Source organism: Variovorax sp. 350MFTsu5.1, assembly GCF_048302515.1.
Taxonomy (GTDB): domain Bacteria; phylum Pseudomonadota; class Gammaproteobacteria; order Burkholderiales; family Burkholderiaceae_C; genus Variovorax; species Variovorax guangxiensis.
Map to the genome: position 1 here is coordinate 397405 of NZ_CP157620.1, position 21106 is coordinate 418510.

At 68.9% G+C, this 21106-nt stretch carries 20 protein-coding genes; 13 read left to right on the plus strand and 7 right to left on the minus strand.

The genetic code is table 11. The annotated features are described in order from the left end of the window. The first annotated feature begins 104 nt into the window (after positions 1-104). Positions 105-1424 carry an MFS transporter gene (locus tag ABL843_RS01730; RefSeq protein WP_418118765.1) on the plus strand — a complete coding sequence of 440 codons (1320 nt, stop codon included), beginning with the start codon at positions 105-107 and terminating at the stop codon, positions 1422-1424. A 38-nt stretch (positions 1425-1462) separates the two neighbouring features. Then, complete coding sequence (locus ABL843_RS01735) at positions 1463-2674, plus strand: M20 aminoacylase family protein (protein WP_418118766.1); 1212 nt, start codon at positions 1463-1465, stop codon at positions 2672-2674. A gap of 165 nt (positions 2675-2839) precedes the next feature. On the opposite strand, the gene ABL843_RS01740 is transcribed toward ABL843_RS01735, so the two are convergent. Beyond that, positions 2840-3829, minus strand: a complete 990-nt coding sequence (locus ABL843_RS01740; RefSeq protein ID WP_418118767.1) for a recombination-associated protein RdgC — start codon at positions 3827-3829, stop codon at positions 2840-2842. Positions 3830-3963: 134 nt separating this feature from the next. On the opposite strand from ABL843_RS01740, the gene ABL843_RS01745 reads away from it, so the two are divergent. Together ABL843_RS01745 and ABL843_RS01750 are read left to right on the plus strand one after the other, a co-directional pair. Further along, positions 3964-4917 (plus strand): branched-chain amino acid transaminase, encoded by a 954-nt coding sequence (locus ABL843_RS01745; RefSeq protein ID WP_019658018.1) that lies wholly within the window; start codon positions 3964-3966, stop codon positions 4915-4917. 37 nt (positions 4918-4954) lie between these two features. Further along, a complete protein-coding gene (locus ABL843_RS01750; protein WP_013538728.1) occupies positions 4955-5164 on the plus strand; it encodes a zinc-finger domain-containing protein in 210 nt (69 codons plus the stop codon). 41 nt (positions 5165-5205) lie between these two features. Here ABL843_RS01750 and ABL843_RS01755 read toward each other — a convergent pair whose 3' ends face one another. The 6 genes from ABL843_RS01755 to ABL843_RS01780 all read right to left on the minus strand — a co-directional run bounded on the left by ABL843_RS01755 (position 5206) and on the right by ABL843_RS01780 (position 12223). Further along, positions 5206-6477 carry an O-antigen ligase family protein gene (locus ABL843_RS01755; protein ID WP_240650658.1) on the minus strand — a complete coding sequence of 424 codons (1272 nt, stop codon included), beginning with the start codon at positions 6475-6477 and terminating at the stop codon, positions 5206-5208. A gap of 81 nt (positions 6478-6558) precedes the next feature. Beyond that, positions 6559-7758, minus strand: coding sequence for an ATP-binding protein (locus ABL843_RS01760; RefSeq protein ID WP_126022423.1), 1200 nt, complete (start codon positions 7756-7758; stop codon positions 6559-6561). 11 nt (positions 7759-7769) lie between these two features. After that, positions 7770-8492 carry a response regulator gene (locus ABL843_RS01765; RefSeq protein WP_418118768.1) on the minus strand — a complete coding sequence of 241 codons (723 nt, stop codon included), beginning with the start codon at positions 8490-8492 and terminating at the stop codon, positions 7770-7772. 117 nt (positions 8493-8609) lie between these two features. Continuing rightward, positions 8610-9476 carry a beta-ketoacyl synthase chain length factor gene (locus ABL843_RS01770; RefSeq protein ID WP_418118769.1) on the minus strand — a complete coding sequence of 289 codons (867 nt, stop codon included), beginning with the start codon at positions 9474-9476 and terminating at the stop codon, positions 8610-8612. Then, positions 9473-10675: a beta-ketoacyl-[acyl-carrier-protein] synthase family protein gene (locus ABL843_RS01775; RefSeq protein WP_418118771.1), complete on the minus strand. Its 1203-nt coding sequence runs from the start codon at positions 10673-10675 to the stop codon at positions 9473-9475. Before ABL843_RS01775 ends, ABL843_RS01770 begins: the two co-directional genes overlap by 4 nt. A 162-nt stretch (positions 10676-10837) precedes the next feature. After that, on the minus strand, positions 10838-12223 hold the full coding sequence (locus ABL843_RS01780) for an AmpG family muropeptide MFS transporter (protein ID WP_126022420.1): 1386 nt from the start codon (positions 12221-12223) through the stop codon (positions 10838-10840). 59 nt (positions 12224-12282) lie between these two features. Between ABL843_RS01780 and ABL843_RS01785 the strand changes: the two genes are divergently transcribed. The 9 genes from ABL843_RS01785 to ABL843_RS01825 all read left to right on the plus strand — a co-directional run bounded on the left by ABL843_RS01785 (position 12283) and on the right by ABL843_RS01825 (position 21087). Next, on the plus strand, positions 12283-13146 hold the full coding sequence (locus ABL843_RS01785) for a M48 family metallopeptidase (RefSeq protein ID WP_418118772.1): 864 nt from the start codon (positions 12283-12285) through the stop codon (positions 13144-13146). 258 nt (positions 13147-13404) lie between these two features. Continuing rightward, positions 13405-15135 carry an allophanate hydrolase gene (atzF, locus tag ABL843_RS01790; protein WP_418118773.1) on the plus strand — a complete coding sequence of 577 codons (1731 nt, stop codon included), beginning with the start codon at positions 13405-13407 and terminating at the stop codon, positions 15133-15135. Positions 15136-15149: 14 nt separating this feature from the next. Next, complete coding sequence (locus ABL843_RS01795) at positions 15150-16157, plus strand: ABC transporter substrate-binding protein (protein WP_126022417.1); 1008 nt, start codon at positions 15150-15152, stop codon at positions 16155-16157. 5 nt (positions 16158-16162) lie between these two features. Next, positions 16163-16990 carry an ABC transporter permease gene (locus ABL843_RS01800; protein WP_418118774.1) on the plus strand — a complete coding sequence of 276 codons (828 nt, stop codon included), beginning with the start codon at positions 16163-16165 and terminating at the stop codon, positions 16988-16990. Next, entirely contained in the window at positions 16987-17820 is an 834-nt protein-coding gene (locus ABL843_RS01805; protein WP_184640366.1) for an ABC transporter ATP-binding protein, read from the plus strand. The genes ABL843_RS01800 and ABL843_RS01805 overlap by 4 nt, the downstream gene beginning before the upstream one ends. A 22-nt stretch (positions 17821-17842) precedes the next feature. Then, positions 17843-18049 carry an AtzG-like protein gene (locus ABL843_RS01810; RefSeq protein ID WP_126022414.1) on the plus strand — a complete coding sequence of 69 codons (207 nt, stop codon included), beginning with the start codon at positions 17843-17845 and terminating at the stop codon, positions 18047-18049. After that, positions 18046-19521, plus strand: coding sequence for an AtzE family amidohydrolase (locus ABL843_RS01815; protein WP_418118775.1), 1476 nt, complete (start codon positions 18046-18048; stop codon positions 19519-19521). Before ABL843_RS01810 ends, ABL843_RS01815 begins: the two co-directional genes overlap by 4 nt. Then, on the plus strand, positions 19518-19901 hold the full coding sequence (gene hpxZ, locus ABL843_RS01820) for an oxalurate catabolism protein HpxZ (protein WP_369659997.1): 384 nt from the start codon (positions 19518-19520) through the stop codon (positions 19899-19901). Before ABL843_RS01815 ends, hpxZ begins: the two co-directional genes overlap by 4 nt. A gap of 61 nt (positions 19902-19962) precedes the next feature. Then, the gene (locus ABL843_RS01825; RefSeq protein ID WP_418118776.1) at positions 19963-21087 is read left to right on the plus strand and encodes a BMP family ABC transporter substrate-binding protein; all 1125 of its coding nucleotides are present in this window, start codon (positions 19963-19965) and stop codon (positions 21085-21087) included. Positions 21088-21106 lie beyond the last annotated feature (19 nt).

Sequence of the window (21106 nt, forward strand, 5' to 3'; positions counted from 1 at the left end):
AAATTTGTGATTCTTCGCCGCAGCGCTTTGCCTGAATACTCCGCCGCGAACGGGCCCGCAGTCGATGCACGCCCCCTCGCAACCTGTACGTGGAGTGACATTAGATGAGCGAAGCCGCATTGCCCGCAAGCCCGATCGGGGCCTCTTCACCGGCTGCCGTGGTGCAGCACGGCAAGGGAAAGAAGCAGAGCCAGTTCCGCCTGATCGCCGCCTGTTCGCTGGGCAATGCGCTGGAGATGTACGACTTCACCGTCTACAGCTTCTTCGCGCTGCTGATCGGCAAGCTGTTCTTTCCCTCCGACAGCCCCTACGGCTCGCTGCTGCTGGCGGTAGCCACCTTCGGCATCGGCTTCGTGATGCGTCCGCTGGGCGGTGTGATCATCGGCAACTACGCCGACCGCAAGGGCCGCAAGGCGGCGATGACGCTGACCATCGGCCTCATGGTGCTGGGCACGCTGTGCATCGCCTTCGCGCCCACCTATGCGTCGGCTGGCGTCTTCGGCTCGCTGATGATCGTGCTGGGCCGGCTGCTGCAGGGCTTCTCGCTCGGCGGCGAGGTGGGGGCCGCCACGTCGATGCTGATGGAAGCGGGCGGTGTGAAGGGCCGGGGCTTTCGCGTGAGCTGGCAGCTTGCGAGCCAGGGCGTTTCGGCATTGCTGGGCGCGCTCACCGGCGCCGCGCTGTATGCCGCGTTGCCGCAAGCCTCGCTGGAGAGTTGGGGCTGGCGCCTGCCGTTCCTGCTCGGGCTGCTGATCGCGCCGGTCGGGCTCTACATCCGCGCGCACCTGGAAGAGACGCACGTCGCCGAGAGCCACGAGTCCAGTCCCATCGGCCGGCTGCTGCGCGAGCACGGCGGACTGGTGCTCAAGGGCATCCTGGCCACCACCGCCGGCACGGCCACGATGTACCTCGTGGTGTTCTTCATGCCCACCTACATGATCCGCGTGCTGCACATGCCGCCGTCGCTGTCGCTGCTGTCGGGCTGCGTCACGGGCATCACGCTGTTCGTGGTGTCGCTCGTCGCGGGGCGGCTCGCGGACCGCTTGCCGAACCGCAAGCCGCTGGTGATCGGCTCGCTGCTCTTCAGCGTGATCGCGGTGTACCCGGTGTTCTGGCTCATCGGCCAGTACCCGAGCGTGCCGCTGGTGCTGGCGCTGTCTGCGCTGCTCACCGCGAGCGTGAACATCGGCACCACGCCCATGTTCCTGATGCTGCTGGAGATGCTGCCAGCCGGCGTGCGCGCCAGCGGCATCTCGGTGATCTACAGCGTGGGCGTGACGGTGTTTGGCGGTTCCTCGCAGTTCATCGTGACCTGGCTGCTCGCGAAGACCGGCAACCCGATGTCGCCTGCTTTCTACATGATGGTCTGCGGCGTGCTGAGCCTCGGCGCGCTGCTGAGCCTGCGCGAACGCAAGGCGGCCTGAACGCCATCCGCAGACGACGAAAGGAAAAGATTTCCCAGATGACCCGCCAACTCAGCCCCCAGACCACCAAGCTCCTGTCGCGCCTGCTGCCGCAGGCCGACGTCGACACGCAAGCCTTCGTCGACATCCGCAGGCAGATCCACGCGAACCCCGAGCTCGGCTTCGAGGTGAACGCCACCAGCGAGCTGGTCGCGAACCTGCTGCGCAGCTGGGGCTACGAGGTGCACACCGGCATCGGCCGCACCGGCATCGTGGCGCAGCTCAGGCTCGGCAGCGGCACGCGCCGCATGGGCATCCGCGCCGACATGGACGCGCTGCCCATCACCGAGGCCACCGGCCTGCCGTACGCGAGCCGCAACGCGGGGCGCATGCACGCCTGCGGGCACGACGGCCACACGGCCATCCTGCTGGCGGCCGCCAAGGCGCTGGCGAAGGCGCGCGACTTCGACGGCACGCTGAACCTGATCTTCCAGCCCGACGAAGAAAACCTCTGCGGCGCGCGCGCCATGATCGAGGACGGCCTGTTCGAGCGCTTCCCCTGCGATGCGGTGTACGCGCTGCACAACGCGCCGGGCGTGCCGGTGGGCACGATGATGGCGATCGAAGGCCCGGTCACGCTGTCGTCCGACGTGGCCGACGTCACCATCAAGGGCGTGGGCGGGCACGGCGCCATGCCGCACCGCGCGCGCGATCCGGTCGCGGCCGCCGCGGCGGTGGTGACGGCCCTGCAGACGGTGGTGGCGCGCAACGTGGCGCCCGACGACACGGCGGTGGTGTCGGTGGGCTTCATCCGCGGCGGCGCCACGCACAACGTGATCCCGCAGTCGGTGTCGCTGGGCCTGAACGTGCGCGCGGCGCGACCCGAGACGCGCGCGCTGGTCGAGCAGCGCATCCGCGAGATCGTGAACCTCACCGCGCAGGCGCACGGCGTGGAAGCCGAGATCGACTATCGCCAGCTCGTGCCGCCAGTGGTCAACACCGCCGCCGAGACCGAGCTTGCGGCGCAGGTGTGCGCCGAGCTGGTGGGCGAGGAGAACGTCGTCAGGCAGGCGCCCAAGGGTTTCTCGGGCAGCGAGGACTTCGCCTGGATGCTCTCCGAACTGCCGGGCTGCTACCTGCTGCTGGGCAACGGCGAGGGCGAATTCGGCGGCTGCATGGTCCACAACCCCGGCTATGACTTCAACGACGAAGTGCTGCCGCTTGGGGCCGCCTGTTGGGTGCGGCTGGCGCAGACCTATCTGGTGGCCTGATCGCAAGCTGCTGGAATGCGGGAGTGGGCAGCCGGACGCAGAGGACGCGAAGGTTTCGCAAAGATCGCGAAAGGAAAACCAGAAATTTTTTCCTTGGTTTCTTTTGCGACCTTTGCGTAGTTTTTGTATTTCTTCTGCGTTCGGTTGTCCGTGTTCCTGACGGCCTCAGAACGGCGCGTCTTCCGTTTCGGCCCCTGCCGTAGCCTCGGATTGGGCGGCAACAGGCTTGGCCGGTTCGTCCTGCGGCGCGGCGGTGAAGGCTGCTTCGCCGCCCAGCGCGTCGAGCAGCGCGGGCACCAGCTGGCCCAGTTCGCCGGTGGCGATGGCCACGTCGGCGTCGAAGTTGTCTTCCTTCTTGCCGCCGGCCGCGCCATCGCCCGTGCCTTCGAGGAAGGCGATCTTGCGGATCAGCAGGCCGTGCGTGAGCTCGAAGGACACGCGGTCGTCCCAGGTCAGCGCGAGGCGGGTGGGGCGCTTGCCGTCGGTGATGTGTTGCTTGACCTCGTCGATGTCCAGCGGATGCTTGGCGTAGCGCACCACGGCCTTGGAGTCGTCGCTGGCCTTGAGCTCGCACTCGCGGTCGATGGTGAAGCCGGCCGGTGGCTCCTGCGTGAGCAGCCAGTTGGCCATGGCGGCGGCGGGCTCGACCTGGGTGTTGATGAGCGCCACCGCGAAGCCGTCGAGCGACTTCACGAGGCTGGTGATCACTTCGTCGGCGCGAGAGGCGTTGCCGGTGTTGATCACCAGGCGGTTCTCGGCCTTGTCGATCCACACCGTCACGCGCGCGCTGCGGGTGAAGGCCATCGGCAGCAGCTCGAGGGTGATGTCTTCCTTGAGCTCCTTCTTTTCCTTCTTGCCGGGCTTGCGGCCGGTGGTGGCCTCGATGTGGGCGCAGCGCTCGTCGACCTTGCGGCGAACCACCGAGCCGGGCACCTGCTTGCTTTCGATCATGTATTCGACCAGCCACTGGCCGTCGATGGACTCCACCAGCGGGCCGTTGGCCTCGCCGCGCGGCTCGATCCAGCCGGCGGACTTTTCCTGCGAGGGGCCGCAGGGCTCGAAGCGCTGCCTGCCCAGGCCTTCCTCCGCCTCGGCCAGTGTCTGGGACCAGGCGGGTTCGATGCGATAGACGATGACGTTCTTGAATACGGACACGGAAACCCTTTTTCCAACGGTTTGGACAGCCGGCCATTGTCGGGCAGGCCGTTCGGCCCGGCGCCGTAAAATCGCAAGCTTTTGCGACTTCCCTTCCTGTCGCACCCCCACACCGATCCCAAAGGAATCAGGAAATGAGCTCGATCCCCCCCTCGCTGGACGACCGTGACGGCAAGATCTGGATGGACGGCGAACTCGTGGACTGGCGCGACGCCAAGATCCACGTGCTGAGCCACACGCTGCACTACGGCTGCGGCGCCTTCGAGGGCGTGCGCGCCTACAAGACGGCCGACGGCAGCACCGCCATCTTCCGCCTGGCCGAGCACACCGAGCGCCTGTTCAACAGCGCCAAGATCCTGCGCATGAAGATCCCCTTCACCCAGGAGCAGCTCAACGAGGCCCAGAAGCAGGTGGTGCGCGAGAACAAGCTCGAGAGTTGCTACCTGCGGCCCCTCATCTGGATCGGCTCCGAGAAGCTGGGCGTGAGCCCCAAGGGCAACAAGGTGCACGCCATGGTCGCGGCCTGGTCCTGGGGCGCCTACCTGGGCGAAGAGGGCATGAAGCGCGGCATCCGCGTGAAGACTTCGAGCTACACCCGCCACCACGTCAACATCACGATGACGCAGGCCAAGACGGTGAGCAACTACACCAACTCGATCCTGGCCAACATGGAAGCGCTGGACGACGGCTACGACGAGGCACTGCTGCTCGACGCGAGCGGCTTCGTGTCCGAAGGCGCGGGCGAGAACATCTTCGTGGTCAAGGGCGGCGTGGTCTACACGCCCGACCTGTCGGCCGGCGCGCTCAACGGCATCACCCGCAACACCATCCTGCACGTGTGCAAGGACCTGGGCCTGGAACTGGTGCAAAAGCGCATCACGCGCGACGAGGTCTACGTCGCCGACGAAGCCTTCTTCACCGGCACGGCCGCCGAAGTCACGCCGATCCGCGAGCTCGACCGCATCGAGATCGGCAACCGCGGCGACGGCGGCGCGCGCGGCCCGATCACCGAGAAGATCCAGGCGGCCTTCTTCGACATCGTGAACGGCAAGAATCCCAAGTACGCCCACTGGCTCACGAAAGTCTGAGCAGAAGAAGAGAACGAGAGAACGAGAGAACGACCCCATGTCCACCAATGCAGTAGTCGAACTCCTGGCCAAGGAGCTCAATCATCAGGGCGGCGTGTTCTGCCCCAGTCCCAAGGCCGACATGAAGCTCTGGAACAGCCACCCGAAGGTGTACCTCGACGTGGCGCGCACCGGCGAGGCCAAGTGCCCGTATTGCGGCACGGTGTACCGGCTGAAGGCCGGCGAGGCGGTGTCGGCGCGGCACTGAGCCACGGCTGAACCACCCGGCCCCGGCCGCCAGGTGCCTCTTCAGGCAGCCGGGCGGGCGGGGTCTTTTTCCAGGCTCTCCAGGCCTTTCAGGCGCGAGGACAGCAGTCCGCGCCACGGATTCGGGTCGTTCTTCTCCTGCGCGAGCCGCAGGTAGACCATCGCGATGAACAGCAGCGCCAGGCCGATCTGCGCGTCGCGCATGGCCGAGTTCACGCTCGAGGCGATCAGCGCGATCAGCGTGGCCGCCAGCGCGTAGCGGCCCGCGATGTCGGGCCTCTTCCATGCCTGCCAGACGGCGGCGACCATGATGAAGAGCAGGCTCAGCAGCGCGGGCAGGCCGCCCTGGGCGCCGACCCAGAGGAAGTCGTTGTGGGGCATGTTCGAGTCGGCCAGCAGCGCCGGGCCGCGCTTGTGCCACTGGTCGGTCCAGCCGCCGATGCCCCAGCCGGTGAACGGGCGGTCGGCGATCATGAGGCCGGTGTCGCGGTACATGTAGTAGCGGATGGCCCAGCTGCCCTTGAAGACCGCGCCGGCCTGCGCCTCCTCGAGTTCCTGCACGCCCACTTCCACCTTGTGCTGCAGTTGCGGCAACTGGTAGAGCCCGGCGCCCATCACCACGGCACCCAGCACCAGTGCGCCCACCAGCATCTTCAGGTGGCTGCGCCACTGATGGATGCACACCACCGGGACCACCAGCAGCAGCGCGAGCACCGAGGTGCGCGAGGTCAGCGGCAGCGCCACCACCAGGCCCAGCCCGAGCATCAGCACGAAGGCGGGAACGGCGCGCAGCGGCTTGTGGGCGGCGATCTGCGCGATGCCCCACACGGCGGCGGTGGAAGCCACCACGCTGAACAGCAGCGCGTTGCTGATCGACTTGTTGCCCACTTCCATCACCACCGCACGCAGCGGAGACCAGATGTTGAAGCCGCCGACCGCGTAGAAGACGATGACCAGCACGATGTTGAGCGCCGCCACCAGCAGGAAGCCGCGCAGCGCCCAGATGGCCTCCTCGCGCGTGAGCGCCATCGCCATGAGCATCGTGAGGCCGATGCGGATGCCGTGGAAGAGGTTGGAGCCGGTCTCGGGATAGTGCTGCCCGATGGCCAGCACGATGAAGGTCCAGGCGAAGTAGGCCATCACCGGCCACCACAGCGGGTTGGCGCGCAGCCGCGCATAGCGCTCGCCCAGGCCGCCGGCCACCAGCATGGCGAGCAGCAGCACGATGGCCGAAAGATAGGTGACGCCGACCGGCATGAACACCACCAGCCCCCAGAACATGGCCGCGGGCCGAACGATGTGCGATCTCTGCATAGGGGCGGGATTTTAGGTTGGCGCTCCCAGGCCAACCTGACCACGACCCCGCGCGGGCGGGGGGGGGTGGACAGTGCGCGCTCAGTGGCTGCGTGCGGCGGCCGGCAGGCGGATCACGAAGCTCGCGCCGCCGCCGGGGCGGTCCTCGCAGCGCACGGTGCCGCCGTGCCGCTCGGCGATCGACTTCACCAGCGCCAGCCCCAGGCCCACGCCGCCGTTGCGCTCGCTGGCGCCGGGCAGGCGATAGAAGGGCTCGAAGATGCGCTCGCGCAGGGCGGGCGGCACGCCCGGGCCCCGGTCGTTCACACGCACGGTGGCGTAGCCGTTGGCGCTGCCCAGCTCCACCGCGATCTCGCCGGCGCCGTAGCGGCGCGCGTTCTCCAGCAGGTTGCGGATGGCGCGGCGCAGCAGGCGCGACACGCCCGGCACGGTGAGGGTGGCGTTGTCGGTGCCGTCGGCCAGGTCGAGCTCGGCGTTCACCTGCGAGCATTCCTCGGCTGCGAGCCCAGTCAGGTCGACCGGCTCGATGGTGCCCATGTCGGCCTCGCTGGCGTCGAGCCGGCTTGCCAGCAGGATCTCGTCGATGAGCTGGTCGAGCTCGCCGATGTTGCGCGATATCTCCTCGCGCGCCGACTGGCTCGGGTGCTCGCCCATCAGCTCCAGGCCCATGCGGATGCGGGTGAGCGGCGAACGCAGCTCGTGAGAGGCGTTGGCCAGCAGCGACTTGTGCGAGCGCACCAGCTGCTCGATGCGCTCGGCCGACGCGTTGAATCGTTTGGATAGATCAGCCACTTCGTCCTGCCCTTCTTCTGTCACGCGCACCGAGAGATCGCCCTCGCCCCACCGCTGCACGCCGCGCTGCAGCGATTCCAGCCGCTGCGTGATGCGCCGCACGATCGGGTACACACCCAGCGCCACCGCCACGCCCACCAGCGCGATCATCCAGCCCAGCCCGAAGGGCGTGCGCCACGGCGCGAAACCGCCGGTGCCGGTGGGCCGCTCGCGCGGCGCCACGCGCAGCGTGATGGCCTTGCCGTCGCTGAGCGTCACGTCGAACTCCAGGCCCTGGCCCGGCACGCGCAGCGCGGTGCCCGCGCCTATCGGCTTGTCCTGTGCGTCCAGCACCACCACGTTGCGCGGCACCGGCGCCAGCCGTTCGCGCTCGGCCTCGGCGGCCTCGCGCACGATCCAGTTGGCCATCAGCGTGAGGATGACGACCCCGCCCACCACCGCGAGCCAGATGCGGACGTAGAGGTGGCGCGAATAGAGACTGCGCAGCATCGGCGGTCAGCCTAGTCTTGCTGCTTGGCGAAGACGTACCCGACGCCGCGTACCGTGAGGATGCGCTTCGGATTCTTCGCGTCGACCTCGATGGCGGCGCGGATGCGGCCCATGTGCACGTCGATGGAGCGGTCGAAGGCTTCGAGCTCGCGGCCGCGCACGGCCTCCATGATCTGGTCGCGCGTGAGCACGCGGCCCGCGCGCTCGGCCATCGCCGTCAGCAGGTCGAACTGGTAGGAGGTGAGGTCGGCCACCGCGCCGCCCACCGACACGGTGCGCGCGTTGCGGTCGATCTCCAGCGTGCCGAAGCGCATCACCGACGAGGCCTCGGCCTCGGTGGCGCTCTCGGCGCGGCGGCGCAGCACGGCGCGGATGCGCGCGAGCAGCTCGCGCGGCTCGAAGGGCTTGGGCAGGTAGTCGTCGGCGCCGATCTCCAGGCCGATGATGCGGTCCATCGGGTCGCCCTTGGCCGTGAGCATCAGCACCGACACCTTCGACAGCGGACCGGGCAGCGCGCGGATGCGGCGGCAGACTTCGAGGCCATCGGTGTCGGGCAGCATCAGGTCGAGGATCACCAGGTCGGGCGCGTGCTGCTGCAGCTGCTCGAGCCCGGTGGCGCCGTCGCCGGCATGGTTGAACGCGAAGCCCGACTGCGTCAGGTATTCGCCCACCATCTGCGCCAGGCGGGCGTCGTCTTCGATCATCAGGAGTTGGGGGGTGCTCATGCGCTTCATGGTCGTCCACCGGGAGCAAGAGGGCTTGAACGCTCCGTAAAGTTGGGTAAACCTCGGCAACCCCTGTCAACCGGCCATGCTGCGAAAAGCATAGCGCCGGTTGCAGTGGCCGTGGGCTCAGCCCCGTGCGAACGGCCGCAACTGCAGCCGCAGCGACAGGGTGGCGGAAAGCGGCAGGTCGACCGGCGAGCCCACGCCGCCGACATTGCCGTCATCCAGATGTGCCAGCGCTTCGAAGAGGCCCAGCGACTGGGCCATGGGGTTGATCTCGGCCAGCGACTTCGCGGCTTCGGAGCGCGGCGGCGTGGCTGCCACAGCCTTGCCGTCTTCGCTGACGAGCGACCAGTCGAGCGCCGCCACGGTGCGCTCGCCGGGTTCGCTTGCGATCACCAGCGCCACCGCGAGCAGGCCGCGGCTGTCGGTGACGGAAGTCAGCGCGCCCAGCGTGGGGGTGTCGTAGCCCACCAGCAGAACAGGCTCCTGGTCGCAGGCGGACTGCACGGCCGCCTCCAGCAGGCCCGAGGCGAAGCTGTGCTCGTAGGCCGAGACCGCGTTGCTTGCCGCCATGCAGCCGGTGCCGATGGTCCAGTAGCCCACGGCCGCGTTGTGCACCGAGTTGTGGAACTTGGTGGGCGACAGCCCTTTCGGATCGCTCGCGAGCGTGCTGCACATGTAGTCGTTGATCGACAGGTCGCCGTGCGCCGACGTGAACACGCAGGGCACGTCGGCCGCGTTGCGGCCCGAGCCGGCGAGGGCGGCGGCGGCCACTTCGAGCGCCAGTGCCACGGTGTCGGGCGCGCGGCGGCGCTCGGCAGGGGCCAGCACCTGCGGCGAGGGCCGCTTGGCGGGCGGATCGGCCAGCGCGCCTTCGCCGCGGAAGGCGGCACGGGCGGCGTCCCAGCCAGGCAGCGTGGGAGTCCAGAAGGCCGGGCCTTCGATGTAGAGGGTGGGGGGCTTGGGTGCGGCCTGGTTCATGTGGTTCATGCCGCCTTGCCGAAAACGAGGGAGCAGTTGTTGCCGCCGAAGCCGAAGGAGTTGCTCAGCGCATAGCGCACTTCGCCGCGCGCGGGCTCCAGCCGGATCTGCGGGCCGAAGCCCTCGTCCAGCGTGTGCGTGTTGACCGTGCCCGGCATCAGGCCGCGCTCGATCGCCAGCAGGCTGATGACCGCCTCGACGATGCCCGCCGCACCCAGCGTGTGGCCCATGAAGCCCTTGGTCGAGCTGGCGTGCGTGCGTGCCGGGAAGCGGCGCGCCACCAGCGCGCCCTCGACCTCGTCGTTCTTCTGGCTCGCGGTGCCGTGCATGTTGATGTAGTCGATCGCCTCGGGTGCGAGGCCGGCGCGCGCCAGCGCCTCGTCGAGCGCGCGCTCGGCGCCCAGGCCCTCGGGGTGGGGCGTCGACATGTGGTGCGCGTCACTGGCTTCGCCGTAACCCAGCAAATGCAGCGGCGCGGCATCGGCGCCGGTCTGCACGCGCTCGACCAGCGCGAAACCCGCGGCCTCGCCCAGGCTGATGCCCTTGCGCGCGGCGTCGAAGGGCCGGCACGGCTCGCTCGATACAAGTTCGAGCGAGTTGAAGCCGAACAGCACGCTGCCGCACAGCGTGTCGGCCCCGCCGACCACGGCCGCGTCGGCCAGGCCCAGGCGAATGAGCCGCTCGGCCGAGGCGAACACCTTGGCGCTGGACGAGCAGGCGGTGGAAATCGTTTCGCTGGGTCCGCTGATGCCCAGCAGCTGCTGCGCGAACATGGCAAGCGAATGCGGTGTGTGCACCTCGGGGCGGCGCTGTCCGGGCGGGAACATGCCCTGCGCGTCGAGCTGCGTGTAGGCCAGCTCGGTCTCGCCGATGCTCGCGGTGGAGGTGCCCAGCACCAGCGCGATGCGCGATGCGCCGTATTTCTCGCGCGCCGCGGCCACGGCATCGATGAAGCCGTCGGCCTGCAGGCCCATCCAGGCCAGCCGGTTGTTGCGGCAGTCCCACTGCGCGAGCGATTCGGGGAGCCGGACCTCCTCGACGCCTTCGACGCGGCCGATCCAGGTGGGCAGCGGCGCGTCGCCGAAATCGTTGGCGCGCAGCCCGCTGCGCGACTGCGCGAGCGCGTCGGCCAGCGCTTCCTTGCCGACACCGACGGCGCTGGTGGCCGTGTAGGCACTTATCTGAAGAGGAGAAATTCGGGACGGCACGATCTTGTAGGTGTTGGGCTGTCGGTCAGGCGGACGATGGACGCCGGCAGGAAGCGAAGCGCGCGGCGGGGAAAGAAAATTGAAAGAAACGAATGTATACCGGCACAGCCTACCAGTTGCGCGGCCCGCGCACCGTCGGCCGTTTCCTATAAGGCCCAGGCCCTATTGACGGCCCTGTGGGCTTGTGGTCGCCGTCAGCCGCGAGGCCAGCGCCACCAGCAACAGCACCGGCGCGCCCAGCAGGGCGGTGCCGACGAAGAAGCTGCTGTAGCCGTAGGCGTCGACGAAGGCACCCGAGTAGCCGGCCAGGAACTTCGGCAGCAGCAGCATCAGCGAGCTGAAAAGGGCGTACTGCGTGGCCGAGTAGCTGATGTTGGTGAGGCTCGACAGGTAGGCGATGAACGCCGCCGAGGCGATGCCGCCGGCCAGGTTGTCGGCCGAGACCACCGCGATCAGCGCAGTCAGGTCGTGCCCGCGCGTGGCCAGCCAGGCGAAGAGCAGGTTGCTGGCGGCGCTGAGCACGGCGCCGAGCATCAGCACGCGCATCACGCCCAGGCGCATCGACAGCACGCCGCCGACGAAGGCGCCCGCCAGCGTCATGATCACGCCGTAGATCTTGCTGACCGAGGCCACCTGGTCCTTGGTGAAGCCCATGTCCACGTAGAACGGGTTGGCCATGATGCCCATCACCACGTCGCTGATGCGGTAGATGGCGATCAGCGAGAGGATCAGCACCGCCTGCCATTTGTAGCGGCGGATGAAATCGGCAAAGGGCTCGATCAGCACGTTGCGCAGCCATTCGGCGGCGGTCCGGGCCTTGGGCATGGCGCCCGGCACCGGCTCGGGCGAAAGCAGCACCGTGACCACGCCGATGGCCATCGATGCCGCCATGACCAGGTAGGCCGTCTTCCAGGCGCCGTTCTGATAGGCCGCCGCGCCCGTGGCCGCTGCAGCGGGCGCCACCTCCGCCCAGGCCGCGACCCACAGCACGCCGGCGCCGGCCCAGATCATCGCGAGCCGGTAGCCTGTCTGGTAGGCGGCGGCCAGCGCGGCCTGCTTGCGCGCCTCGGCCGATTCGATGCGGAAGGCGTCGAGCGCGATGTCCTGCGTGGCCGAGCCGAAGGCCACCAGCAGCGCACACCAAACCAGCGGCGTGAGCCCGTGGCGCGGATCGTTGACCGCCATGCCCGCCAGCCCTGCGATGACCATGCACTGCGCCAGCAGCAGCCAGCCCCGGCGGCGTCCCAGCAAGGTGGTGAGCGGCGGCAGCGGCAGCCGGTCGACCAGCGGCGCCCAGACCCACTTGAAGCCGTAGGCCAGCCCGACCCAGCTCAAATAGCCGATGGTGGTGCGGTCGATGCCCGCTTCGCGCAGCCGGAAGCTCAGCGTGCCCAGCACCAGCAGCAGCGGCAGCCCGGCCGAGAAGCCCAGCGCCAGCATGCGCAGGGTGGCGGGCTCCAGGTAGACCTTCAGCGCGTCGCGCCAGGGCGGTGAGGTGGGCGTGGGGGTTTCTGCGGGCGAGGCGGACATGTGCCCTGGATTGTCCATGAGCGACGGCCCGGGTTCCCGGGCTTCTTGTCTTCATTTGTTCCTATCATCCCGCTCCTATGTGCACACGATGCGATCGCCCCTTCACCGACGTTCCCGCCCCCTCCGCAGCTTCCGCGTGGCATCCGCGGCGAGCCTTCCTGCTGGCGGCGGCCGGCGCGGTCCTCGCGAAGCCGGCCCTGGCGCAGGTCGACGTGGGCAAGGCCTCGGTGGCCCGGAACATCGTGCCGGTCGAGCAGATCGAGACGGCCGGCGTGCAGCAGTACGGCCAGCTGCTCGAGCAGGCACGCGCCAAGGGGGCGCTCGCGGGCGAGAGCAATCCGCAGCTGCAGCGCCTGCGGGCCATCGCCAGGCGGCTCATTCCGTTCGCGATGCCGTGGAATTCGCGCGCCCGAGACTGGAAGTGGGAGGTCAACCTGATCGGCAGCAAGCAGATCAACGCCTTCTGCATGCCCGGCGGCAAGATCGCCTTCTTCACTGGCATCCTCGACCAGCTGAAGCTCACCGACGACGAGGTCGCGATGGTGATGGGCCACGAGATGGCCCACGCCCTGCGCGAGCATGCACGCTCCCGCCTGGCCAAGAGCGCGGGCACGGGCGCCGCGCTCTCCATCGGTGCGCAGCTGCTCGGCTGGGGGCAGGTAGGCGACCTGGCCGCGCGCGCCGGCACGCAGCTCATCACCCTCAAGTTCAGCCGCAGCGACGAGACAGAGGCCGATCTCGTGGGGCTCGAACTGGCGGCGCGGGCGGGCTATGACCCGAAGGCGTCGGTCTCGCTGTGGCAGAAGATGGCCACGGCGTCCAGGAATCAGGGCGGCCTGAGCTTCCTCTCGACGCACCCGAGCGGTCCGGACCGCATCTCGAAGCTCGAAGCGAACCTGCCGAAGGTCGAGAAGCTCTACCGCGACGCAAGGAAGAGCTGACTTGCATGACTCCCTCTCCCCGTGGGGAGAGGGCGGGGGTGAGGGCTACGGCCTCTAGATAAGAGTCGCGCTTCATCTTCCGCACCTGCCCTCACCCCAACCCTCTCCCCCAGGGGAGAGGGAGCCAAGCCCGGGGGAGGGAGCCCAAAGCCCGAGGGGAGCGGGCCAATCCCCGCACGATTCCGATCTGCGCCACGGTGCGCTTGCGCTGGCATGCCGCTTGCATCTCAACTTGTACACATGTTTGGATGCCTGAAGATGGTGCACGAAGAAAACCCGAAGAGCGGAACGCCAGAAGCGGCCTGGATCGCCAGGTTCGCCTCGCCTGTGGCACACACGCACGCCGCCGTGGCGCTGGATTTCGCCCTGCCGCTCGCGGGCCTGCGCTTCGCTGTCAAGGACAACATCGACGTGGCCGGCGTGCCCACCACCGCCGCCTGCCCGGCCTTCGAGCGCCTGCCCGAGGTGCACGCGACCGTGGTGCAGCGCCTGCTCGAAGCCGGTGCATTGCTGGCCGGCAAGACCAATCTCGACCAGTTCGCCTGCGGCCTGAACGGCACCCGCTCTCCTTATGGCGAGGTGCCCAACGCTTTCGACGCGCGCTATGTATCGGGCGGCTCCAGTTCGGGCTCGGCCTACGTGGTGGCCACGGGCGAGGCCGACTTCGCCCTGGGCACCGACACCGCCGGCTCCGGTCGCGTGCCGGCCGGGCTCAACAACATCGTCGGCCTGAAGCCTTCGCGCGGACTGCTGAGCGCCTTCGGCGTGGTGCCCGCGGCGCAGAGCGCCGACTGCGTCTCCATCTTCGCGCGCACCGTCGCCACCGCGGTCGACGTGCTGCTCGCAGCCGCCGGCCACGACGCGCGCGATCCGTACTCCCGCGAGATCGACTTGCGCCGCGAGCCGCTGCCCGCGCGCTTCCGCTTCGGCGTGCCCGACCGGCTGAGCTTCTTCGGCGATGCCGCCGCCGAGCAGGCCTTCGGCGACGCGGTCGCGCGGCTGCTCGCCATGGGCGGCACGCCCGTCACCATCGCCTACGCGCCGCTCGCGGAAGCGGCCGCCATGCTCTACGAAAGCGCACTCGTCGCCGAGCGCTACGCCGCGGTGCGCGAGTTCTTCGACGCGCATGCCGACGACGTGATCGAACCCGTGCGCGGCATCCTCGCGAGCGGCCGGGGCTACAGCGCCGCCGACCTGTTCGACGCACAGACCAGGCTGCGCGCCATCGCGCAGAAGGTCGAGCCGATGTGGCGCGACATCGACCTGCTGCTCGTGCCCACCGCGCCCACGCACTACACGCGCGAGCAGATGCGCGCCGATCCGGTGGTGCTCAACCGCAACCTCGGCGCCTACACCAACTTCGTCAACCTGCTCGACTACGCCGCGCTCTCGGTGCCCAGCAGCCTGCGCGCGGACGGCCTGCCTTTCGGCATCACGCTGATCGGCCCCTGCGGCAGCGATCTCGCGCTGGCCGAGCTGGGCCAGCGCTATCACCACGCCACCGGGCTTGCCCAGGGCGCGACCGGCCAGCCGCTGCCGCCGCCGCGCGCCGTCCCGGGGCTCGCGTTGCCGGGCGCCGGCATGCTGCCCATCGCAGTCGTCGGCGCGCACCTCTCCAGCATGCCGCTCAACAGCCAGCTCACCGAGCGCGGCGCCACATTGATGCACGCCACCACCACCTCGCCGGCCTACAGGCTGCACGCACTGCCCGGCACCGTGCCGCCCAAGCCCGGACTGCGGCGCGTGGCAGAAGGCGAGGAGGGCACCGCCATCGCGCTTGAAGTGTGGGCCGTGCCGCTGGCGCAGGTCGGCAGCTTCCTTGCGTTGATCCCGCCACCGCTGGGCCTCGGCAGCGTTGAACTGGCCGACGGCAGCTGGGTGAAGGGCTTCATCTGCGAAGGCCACGCGCTGGCCGGTGCGCCGGACGTGAGCCATCACGGCGGCTGGCGCGCATACGTCGCGAGCCGCGCCACCCCGAGTTCCAACTGATCAGAGGAGTTCCGATGAGCATCCAACAACACTCTCCCGCCGCACGCCGGCGACGCCAGCTGCTGCAAGCCGGCGCCGCGGGCATGGCAGTGCTGGCCGCGCCCGCCATCGTGCGCGCGCAGGGCGCGGCTGCGAAGCTGCGCATCGGCTTCTGGCCGGTGGCTGCCGGCCTGCCGTTCTTCGCGGCGGTCGACAAGGGCTACTTCAAGGAAGCCGGCCTGGACGTGGAGCCGCTGAAGTTCGCCGGCGCGCAGCAGGTGATGGAAGGCATGCTCGCGGGCCGCTGCGACGGCAGCGCCAACGGCACGGGCTCCGCCAATCTCGCGATCGGCGAGATCGCGCAGCCAGGGCTGTTCAAGATCTTCTGCACCAATCCGAGCAACGCGAAGTACGTGCTCGACGAATTCATCGTCGCCAAGGACAGCCCCGTCAAGTCGGTGGCCGAGCTGGCCGGCAAGAAGGTCGCATCGGGCCCCGGCATCCAGAACGTCACGCTGTGCAAGACCATGCTGGAGCGCGCGGGCGCCAAGGGCGCGACCGTGAGCGAGCTGCCCATCGGCCAGCACGTGGCCGCGCTGGTCGCGGGCCAGGTCGATGCCTGCTACACGTTGGAGCCCACCGGCACCGTGGGCCGCATGAACGGCACCACGCGCGTCGTCGAGGCCGGCGTGGTCGCGAAGTACATCCTCGGCGACCCGATGGCGCCGTGGCACGGCGGCGCGGCCAGCCTCACCAGCGACTTCATCAGGAAGAACCCCGAGGTCGCGAAGAAGTACATAGCCGCCTACGCACGCGGCGTGGAGCTGGTGCGCAGCAAGCCCGACGAGGCACGCCAGTTCATGAAGGGCTACACCGCCATCGAAGGCAAGCTCACCGCCGAGGTGCCGCTCGCGTCGTACATGCTTTACAACGAGTTCAAGCCCAGCGACGTCGCGTACTTCCAGAAGTTCTACGACCTGTTCACCGAGAAAGGCATCTTCGAGAAGAAGGTCGCGGTGGACACGCTGCTCTACAAGGCCTGAAGACCATGGCCGAAGCAAGCTCGACCACGGCCGCGCCGTGGACCCCGCCGGCCAGCGCGGCCACCGCCGCGCCGAAGCCGCCGCTGCGCGACCGCCTGCTGCCCTTCATCGGACCGGTGGTGCTGTTCATCGTGTGGGACCTGGCGGTGCGGCTCGGCTTCATCAAGCCGATCCTGCTGCCCACGCCAGCCGACACCGTCGCGGCACTCATCACCGGCCTGGCCGGCGGCCCGCTGCTCACCGACTTCGCCATGACCGTGTGGCGCACCGTGCAGGCCTTCGTCATCGCGGCGGCCATCGGCGTGCCGCTGGGCGTGCTGCTGGGCAGCAACGAGCGCGCCTACCGCAGCGTGGAGTTCCTGATCGACTTCTTCCGCTCCACGCCGTCGTCCGCGCTCATCCCGCTGTTCCTGCTGATCTTCGGCGTGAGCGACGTCAACAAGGTGGCCATCGCCGCCTTCGGCGCGCTGCTCATCGTGGTGTTCAACAGCGCCTACGGCGTGATGAACGCGCGCAAGCAGCGCGTGATGGCGGCGCGCGTCATGGGCGCATCGCGCTGGCAGATCTTCAAGGACGTGCTGGTGTGGGAAAGCCTGCAGCCCAGTTTCGTGGGCCTGCGCTCGGCGGTGTCGATGGCGCTGGTGATCGTCATCGTGGCCGAGATGTTCATCGGCTCCGACACGGGGCTCGGCCACCGGATCATCGACGCGCAGCAGGTGCTCAACGTGAAGAGCATGTACGCGGCGATTCTGGCGGCGGGTGCGCTGGGCTATGCGCTGAACGTCCTCTTCCTGGTCGCCGAGCGCCGCATCGTCCACTGGAGCGGAAGATGAAAGTCACGCAGGACATCGTCGTCAACGGCCCGGTGTATGCCGACGTGCCCAGGCCCGTGTTCAAACCCGGCCCGGCAGGCACGCACATCACCATCCGAGGGCTCACCAAGTACTTCGCGGGCTGGCCGCTGTACGAGAACTTCGACCTCGACATCCCGAAGCACGCGATCGTCTCGGTGTTCGGCCCCAACGGCTGCGGCAAGTCCACGCTGATCAACATGATCGCGGGGCTCATTCCCATCGACTCTGGCGAGATCCTGTTCGACGGCAAGCGGCGCTCGGACACCAAGATCGGCTACGTGTTCCAGAACTATCGCGAGGCGATGTTCCCGTGGATGCGCACCATCGACAACATCGCCTATCCGCTGAAGCTCGAAGGGCGCAGCAAGGCCGAGGTCGACCGGCGCATGGAAGAGCTGGTGGCCTCCTTCGACGTGAAGTTCGACCTCGCGCGCTACCCGTACGAACTCTCGGGCGGCCAGCAGCAGACGGCGTCGATCATGCGCGCGCTCGCGCCCAACCCGGAGGTGCTGTTTCTCGACGAGCCCTTCTCCGCGCTCGACTTCGAGATGACGCTCTTCATCCGCGAGAAGCTGCAGGAGGTGTTCATGCAGACCGGCACCACGATGCTGCTGGTGTCGCACGACCTCGAGGAGGCGGTGTACCTCGCCGACGAGGTGCTGCTCCTGACCAAGCGGCCCACCAAGGTCGCGGAGATCCTGCGCTACGGCGATGCGCGCCCCCGCACGGTGGAAACGCTCAGCACCGGGAGTTTCGTCGCCATGAAGAAGCTCAGCCTCGACATCTTCCAGCGCGAAGTCCGCCGCTAGGCATCGACCCGAGGAACCGTCCATGACACCCACGCAGATCGAGAGCTACGTCGACGCCGCCGCGGCGGCGCTCGCGTTGCCCCTGTCGCCCGCGCACCGCCCCGGCGTGCTGCGTTACTTCGCGCTCGCGGCCGAGTTCGCCGCGCTGGTGGAGTCGGTACCACTGGCCATGTCGGCCGAGCCGGCGGTGCATTTCGCTCCGGTGGCGCCCGAGGAGAAGGACGCATGAGCGCCGCGGACCTGCTCCTGCGCGACGCGACCGCCATGGCCGAAGCGGTGCGCGCGGGCGCCGCGAGCGCCTCCGCGCTGGTGCAGGCCAGCCTCGAGCGCGTGGACGCTACCGACGGCCGGGTCAACGCATTCACTGCCGTGCTGGGGGAACGTGCGTTGCGCCGCGCGGCGCAGGTCGATGCCTCGCTGGCTTCGGCGAACGGCGCGCGCACCCGCGAACTGCCGCTGCTCGGCGTGCCGTTCGCGGTGAAGAACCTGTTCGACATCGCCGGCCTGCCCACGCTCGCGGGCTCGAAGATCGAGCGCCAGACCGCGCCCGCGCGCGCCGACGCCGCGCTGGTGCGAAGGCTGGAGCGTGCGGGCGCCGTGCTGGTGGGCGCGCTCAACATGGACGAGTACGCCTACGGCTTCACCACCGAGAACAGCCATGAAGGCCCCACGCGCAACCCGCACGACCTCCGGCGCATCGCGGGCGGCTCGTCGGGCGGCTCGGGTGCCGCGGTGGCCGCGGGGCAGGTGCCGCTCGCGCTGGGCTCCGACACCAACGGATCGATCCGCGTGCCCGCGTCGCTGTGCGGCGTGTTCGGCCTCAAGCCCACGTTCGGGCGGCTGCCGCGCACCGGGAGCTTCCCGTTCGTGTCCAGCCTGGACCACCTCGGCCCCTTCGCCCGTTCGGCGCGCGACCTGGCGCTGGTCTACGACGCGCTGCAGGGCCCAGAAGACGCTGGCCACCCGCATGACCCCGGCTGCGCGCAGCGGGCCGTCGAACCTGTGTCGGGCGTCCTGGCGCAGGGTGTGCGCGGCCTGCGCATCGGCGTGCTCGGCGGCTACTTCCACCAGCGCGCCGGCGCCCAGGCGCTGGCCGCCGTCGATCTGGTCGCCGATGCGCTGGGCTCGGGCGTCTCGCGGGCCAGCGTGGAACTGCCGCTGGTCGAGGCCGGGCGGGCCGCCGCCTTCCTCATCACCAACGCCGAAGGCGCCGCGCTGCATCTGGATGACCTGCGCCGCCGCGCGCAAGACTTCGAGCCGCTGTCGCGCGACCGCTTCCTGGCCGGAGCGCTGCTGCCGGCCGCCTGGGTGGCGCGCGCGCAGCGCGTGCGCCGTGTGTATGCCGAGGCGGTGGCGCGCCTGTTCGCGCGCTACGACATCCTGCTGGCCCCGGCCACGCCCAGCGCGGCCACGCCCGTCGGCGCGGAAAGCTTCGAGGTCAACGGCCAGGTGCTGCCGGTACGGCCCAACATGGGCCTGCTGACCCAGCCCTTCTCGTGCATCGGCCTGCCGGTGTGCGCCGTGCCGGTATGGGGCACGCACGCCAGCCAGCCGAACCAGCCCGACCTGCCGGTCGGCGTGCAGGTGATCGCCGCGCCGTGGCGCGAAGACCTCGTGCTGCGCGTGGCCGCGGCACTCGAAGCCGCGGGCGTGGCGCATGCGCCGGTCGCCGCACTCAGTTCGGAGGAAACACCCGCATGAACGCAAGCGACATCAACCTGCCCGACGTGCTGTCCGAAGTGCAGGCCGCCTTCGCCCGTTACGAGGACGCGCTGGTGAACAACAAGGTCGAGGTGCTCGACGAGCTGTTCTGGAACAGCCCGACCACGCTGCGCTATGGCGCCACCGAAAACCTCTACGGCTACGACGAGATCCGGGCCTTTCGCGCATCGCGCCCTTCGCAGGGCTTGGCGCGCGAGCTGCTCGTGACCGTCATCACCACCTACGGGCGCGACTTCGCCACCGCGAACTGCGAGTTCCGCCGCGAAGGCGCCGAGCGAAGCGGCCGCCAGAGCCAGACCTGGATGCGCACGCCCGAGGGCTGGCGCGTGGTCTCGGCGCACGTCAGCCTGCTCGGCTGAGCGCCCAGGCTCTTCTTTTTCCTTCAGTCCTTCAACCTGTTTTCCAGCAACGGAGTACGTCATGACCAGCCAATTCAATCGCCGCGATTCCCTCAAGACCCTGGCCGCGCTCGGCGCGGTGGGCGGCCTCGGAAGCTGGAGCGCGCTTGCCGCCGCCCAGGCCAAGCCCAAGCCGCTCACCGTCGGCGTGATCTACGTCGGCGCGCGCGACGACTACGGCTACAACCAGGCGCACGCCATGGCCGCCGCCGAGATCAAGAAGCTGCCCGGCGTGAAGGTGGTGGAGGAAGAGAACGTGCCCGAGACGGCGGCCGTGCAGAAGACCATGACCGGCATGATTTCGCAGGACGGCGCGGGCCTGCTCTTTCCCACCTCGTTCGGCTACTTCGATCCGCACATCCTCGCGGTCGCGCCCAAGAACCCCGACGTGCGCTTCTCGCACTGCGGCGGCCTCTGGACCGAGGGCAAGCACCCCAAGAACGTCGGCAGCTTCTTCGGCTACATCGACGAGTGCCAGTACCTCAACGGCGTGATCGCCGCGCACATGACGAAGAGCAACAAGATCGCCTTCGTCGCCGCCAAGCCCATTCCGCAGGTGCTGCGCAACATCAACGCCTTCACGCTCGGCGCGCGCTCGGTCAAGCCGAACATCACCTGCAGCGTGATCTTCACGGGCGACTGGTCGATGGCGGTGAAGGAGGCCGAAGCCACCAACAGCCTGGCCGACCAGGGCTGCGACGTGTTCACCATGCACGTGGACGGCCCCAAGGTGGTGGTCGAGACGGCCGCCAAACGCGGCAAGATGGTCTGCGGCTACCACGCCAGCCAGGCCAAGCTCGCGCCCAATGCGTACCTCACCGGCGCCGAGTGGAACTGGCTCACCGCCTACAAGACCGCCATCGAGGCCGCGCAGGCCGGCAAGCCGCACCCCAACTTCCTGCGCGGCGGCCTGAAGGAAGGCTACGTGAAGATGTCGGCCTACGGCCCCATGGTGCCGGACGCCGCGAAGAAGCACGCCGACGAGATCAAGGCAAAGATGATCGCGGGCAGCTTCGACATCTTCAAGGACGGCATCAAGGACAACAAGGGCGCCGTGGTGGTGCCGGCGGGCAAGGTCCTGAAGCAGACCGACCTGGAGCTCGAGAAGATGAACTACCTCGTCGAAGGCGTCGTCGGAAGCGTCTGACCGACACCCCCGATACCGT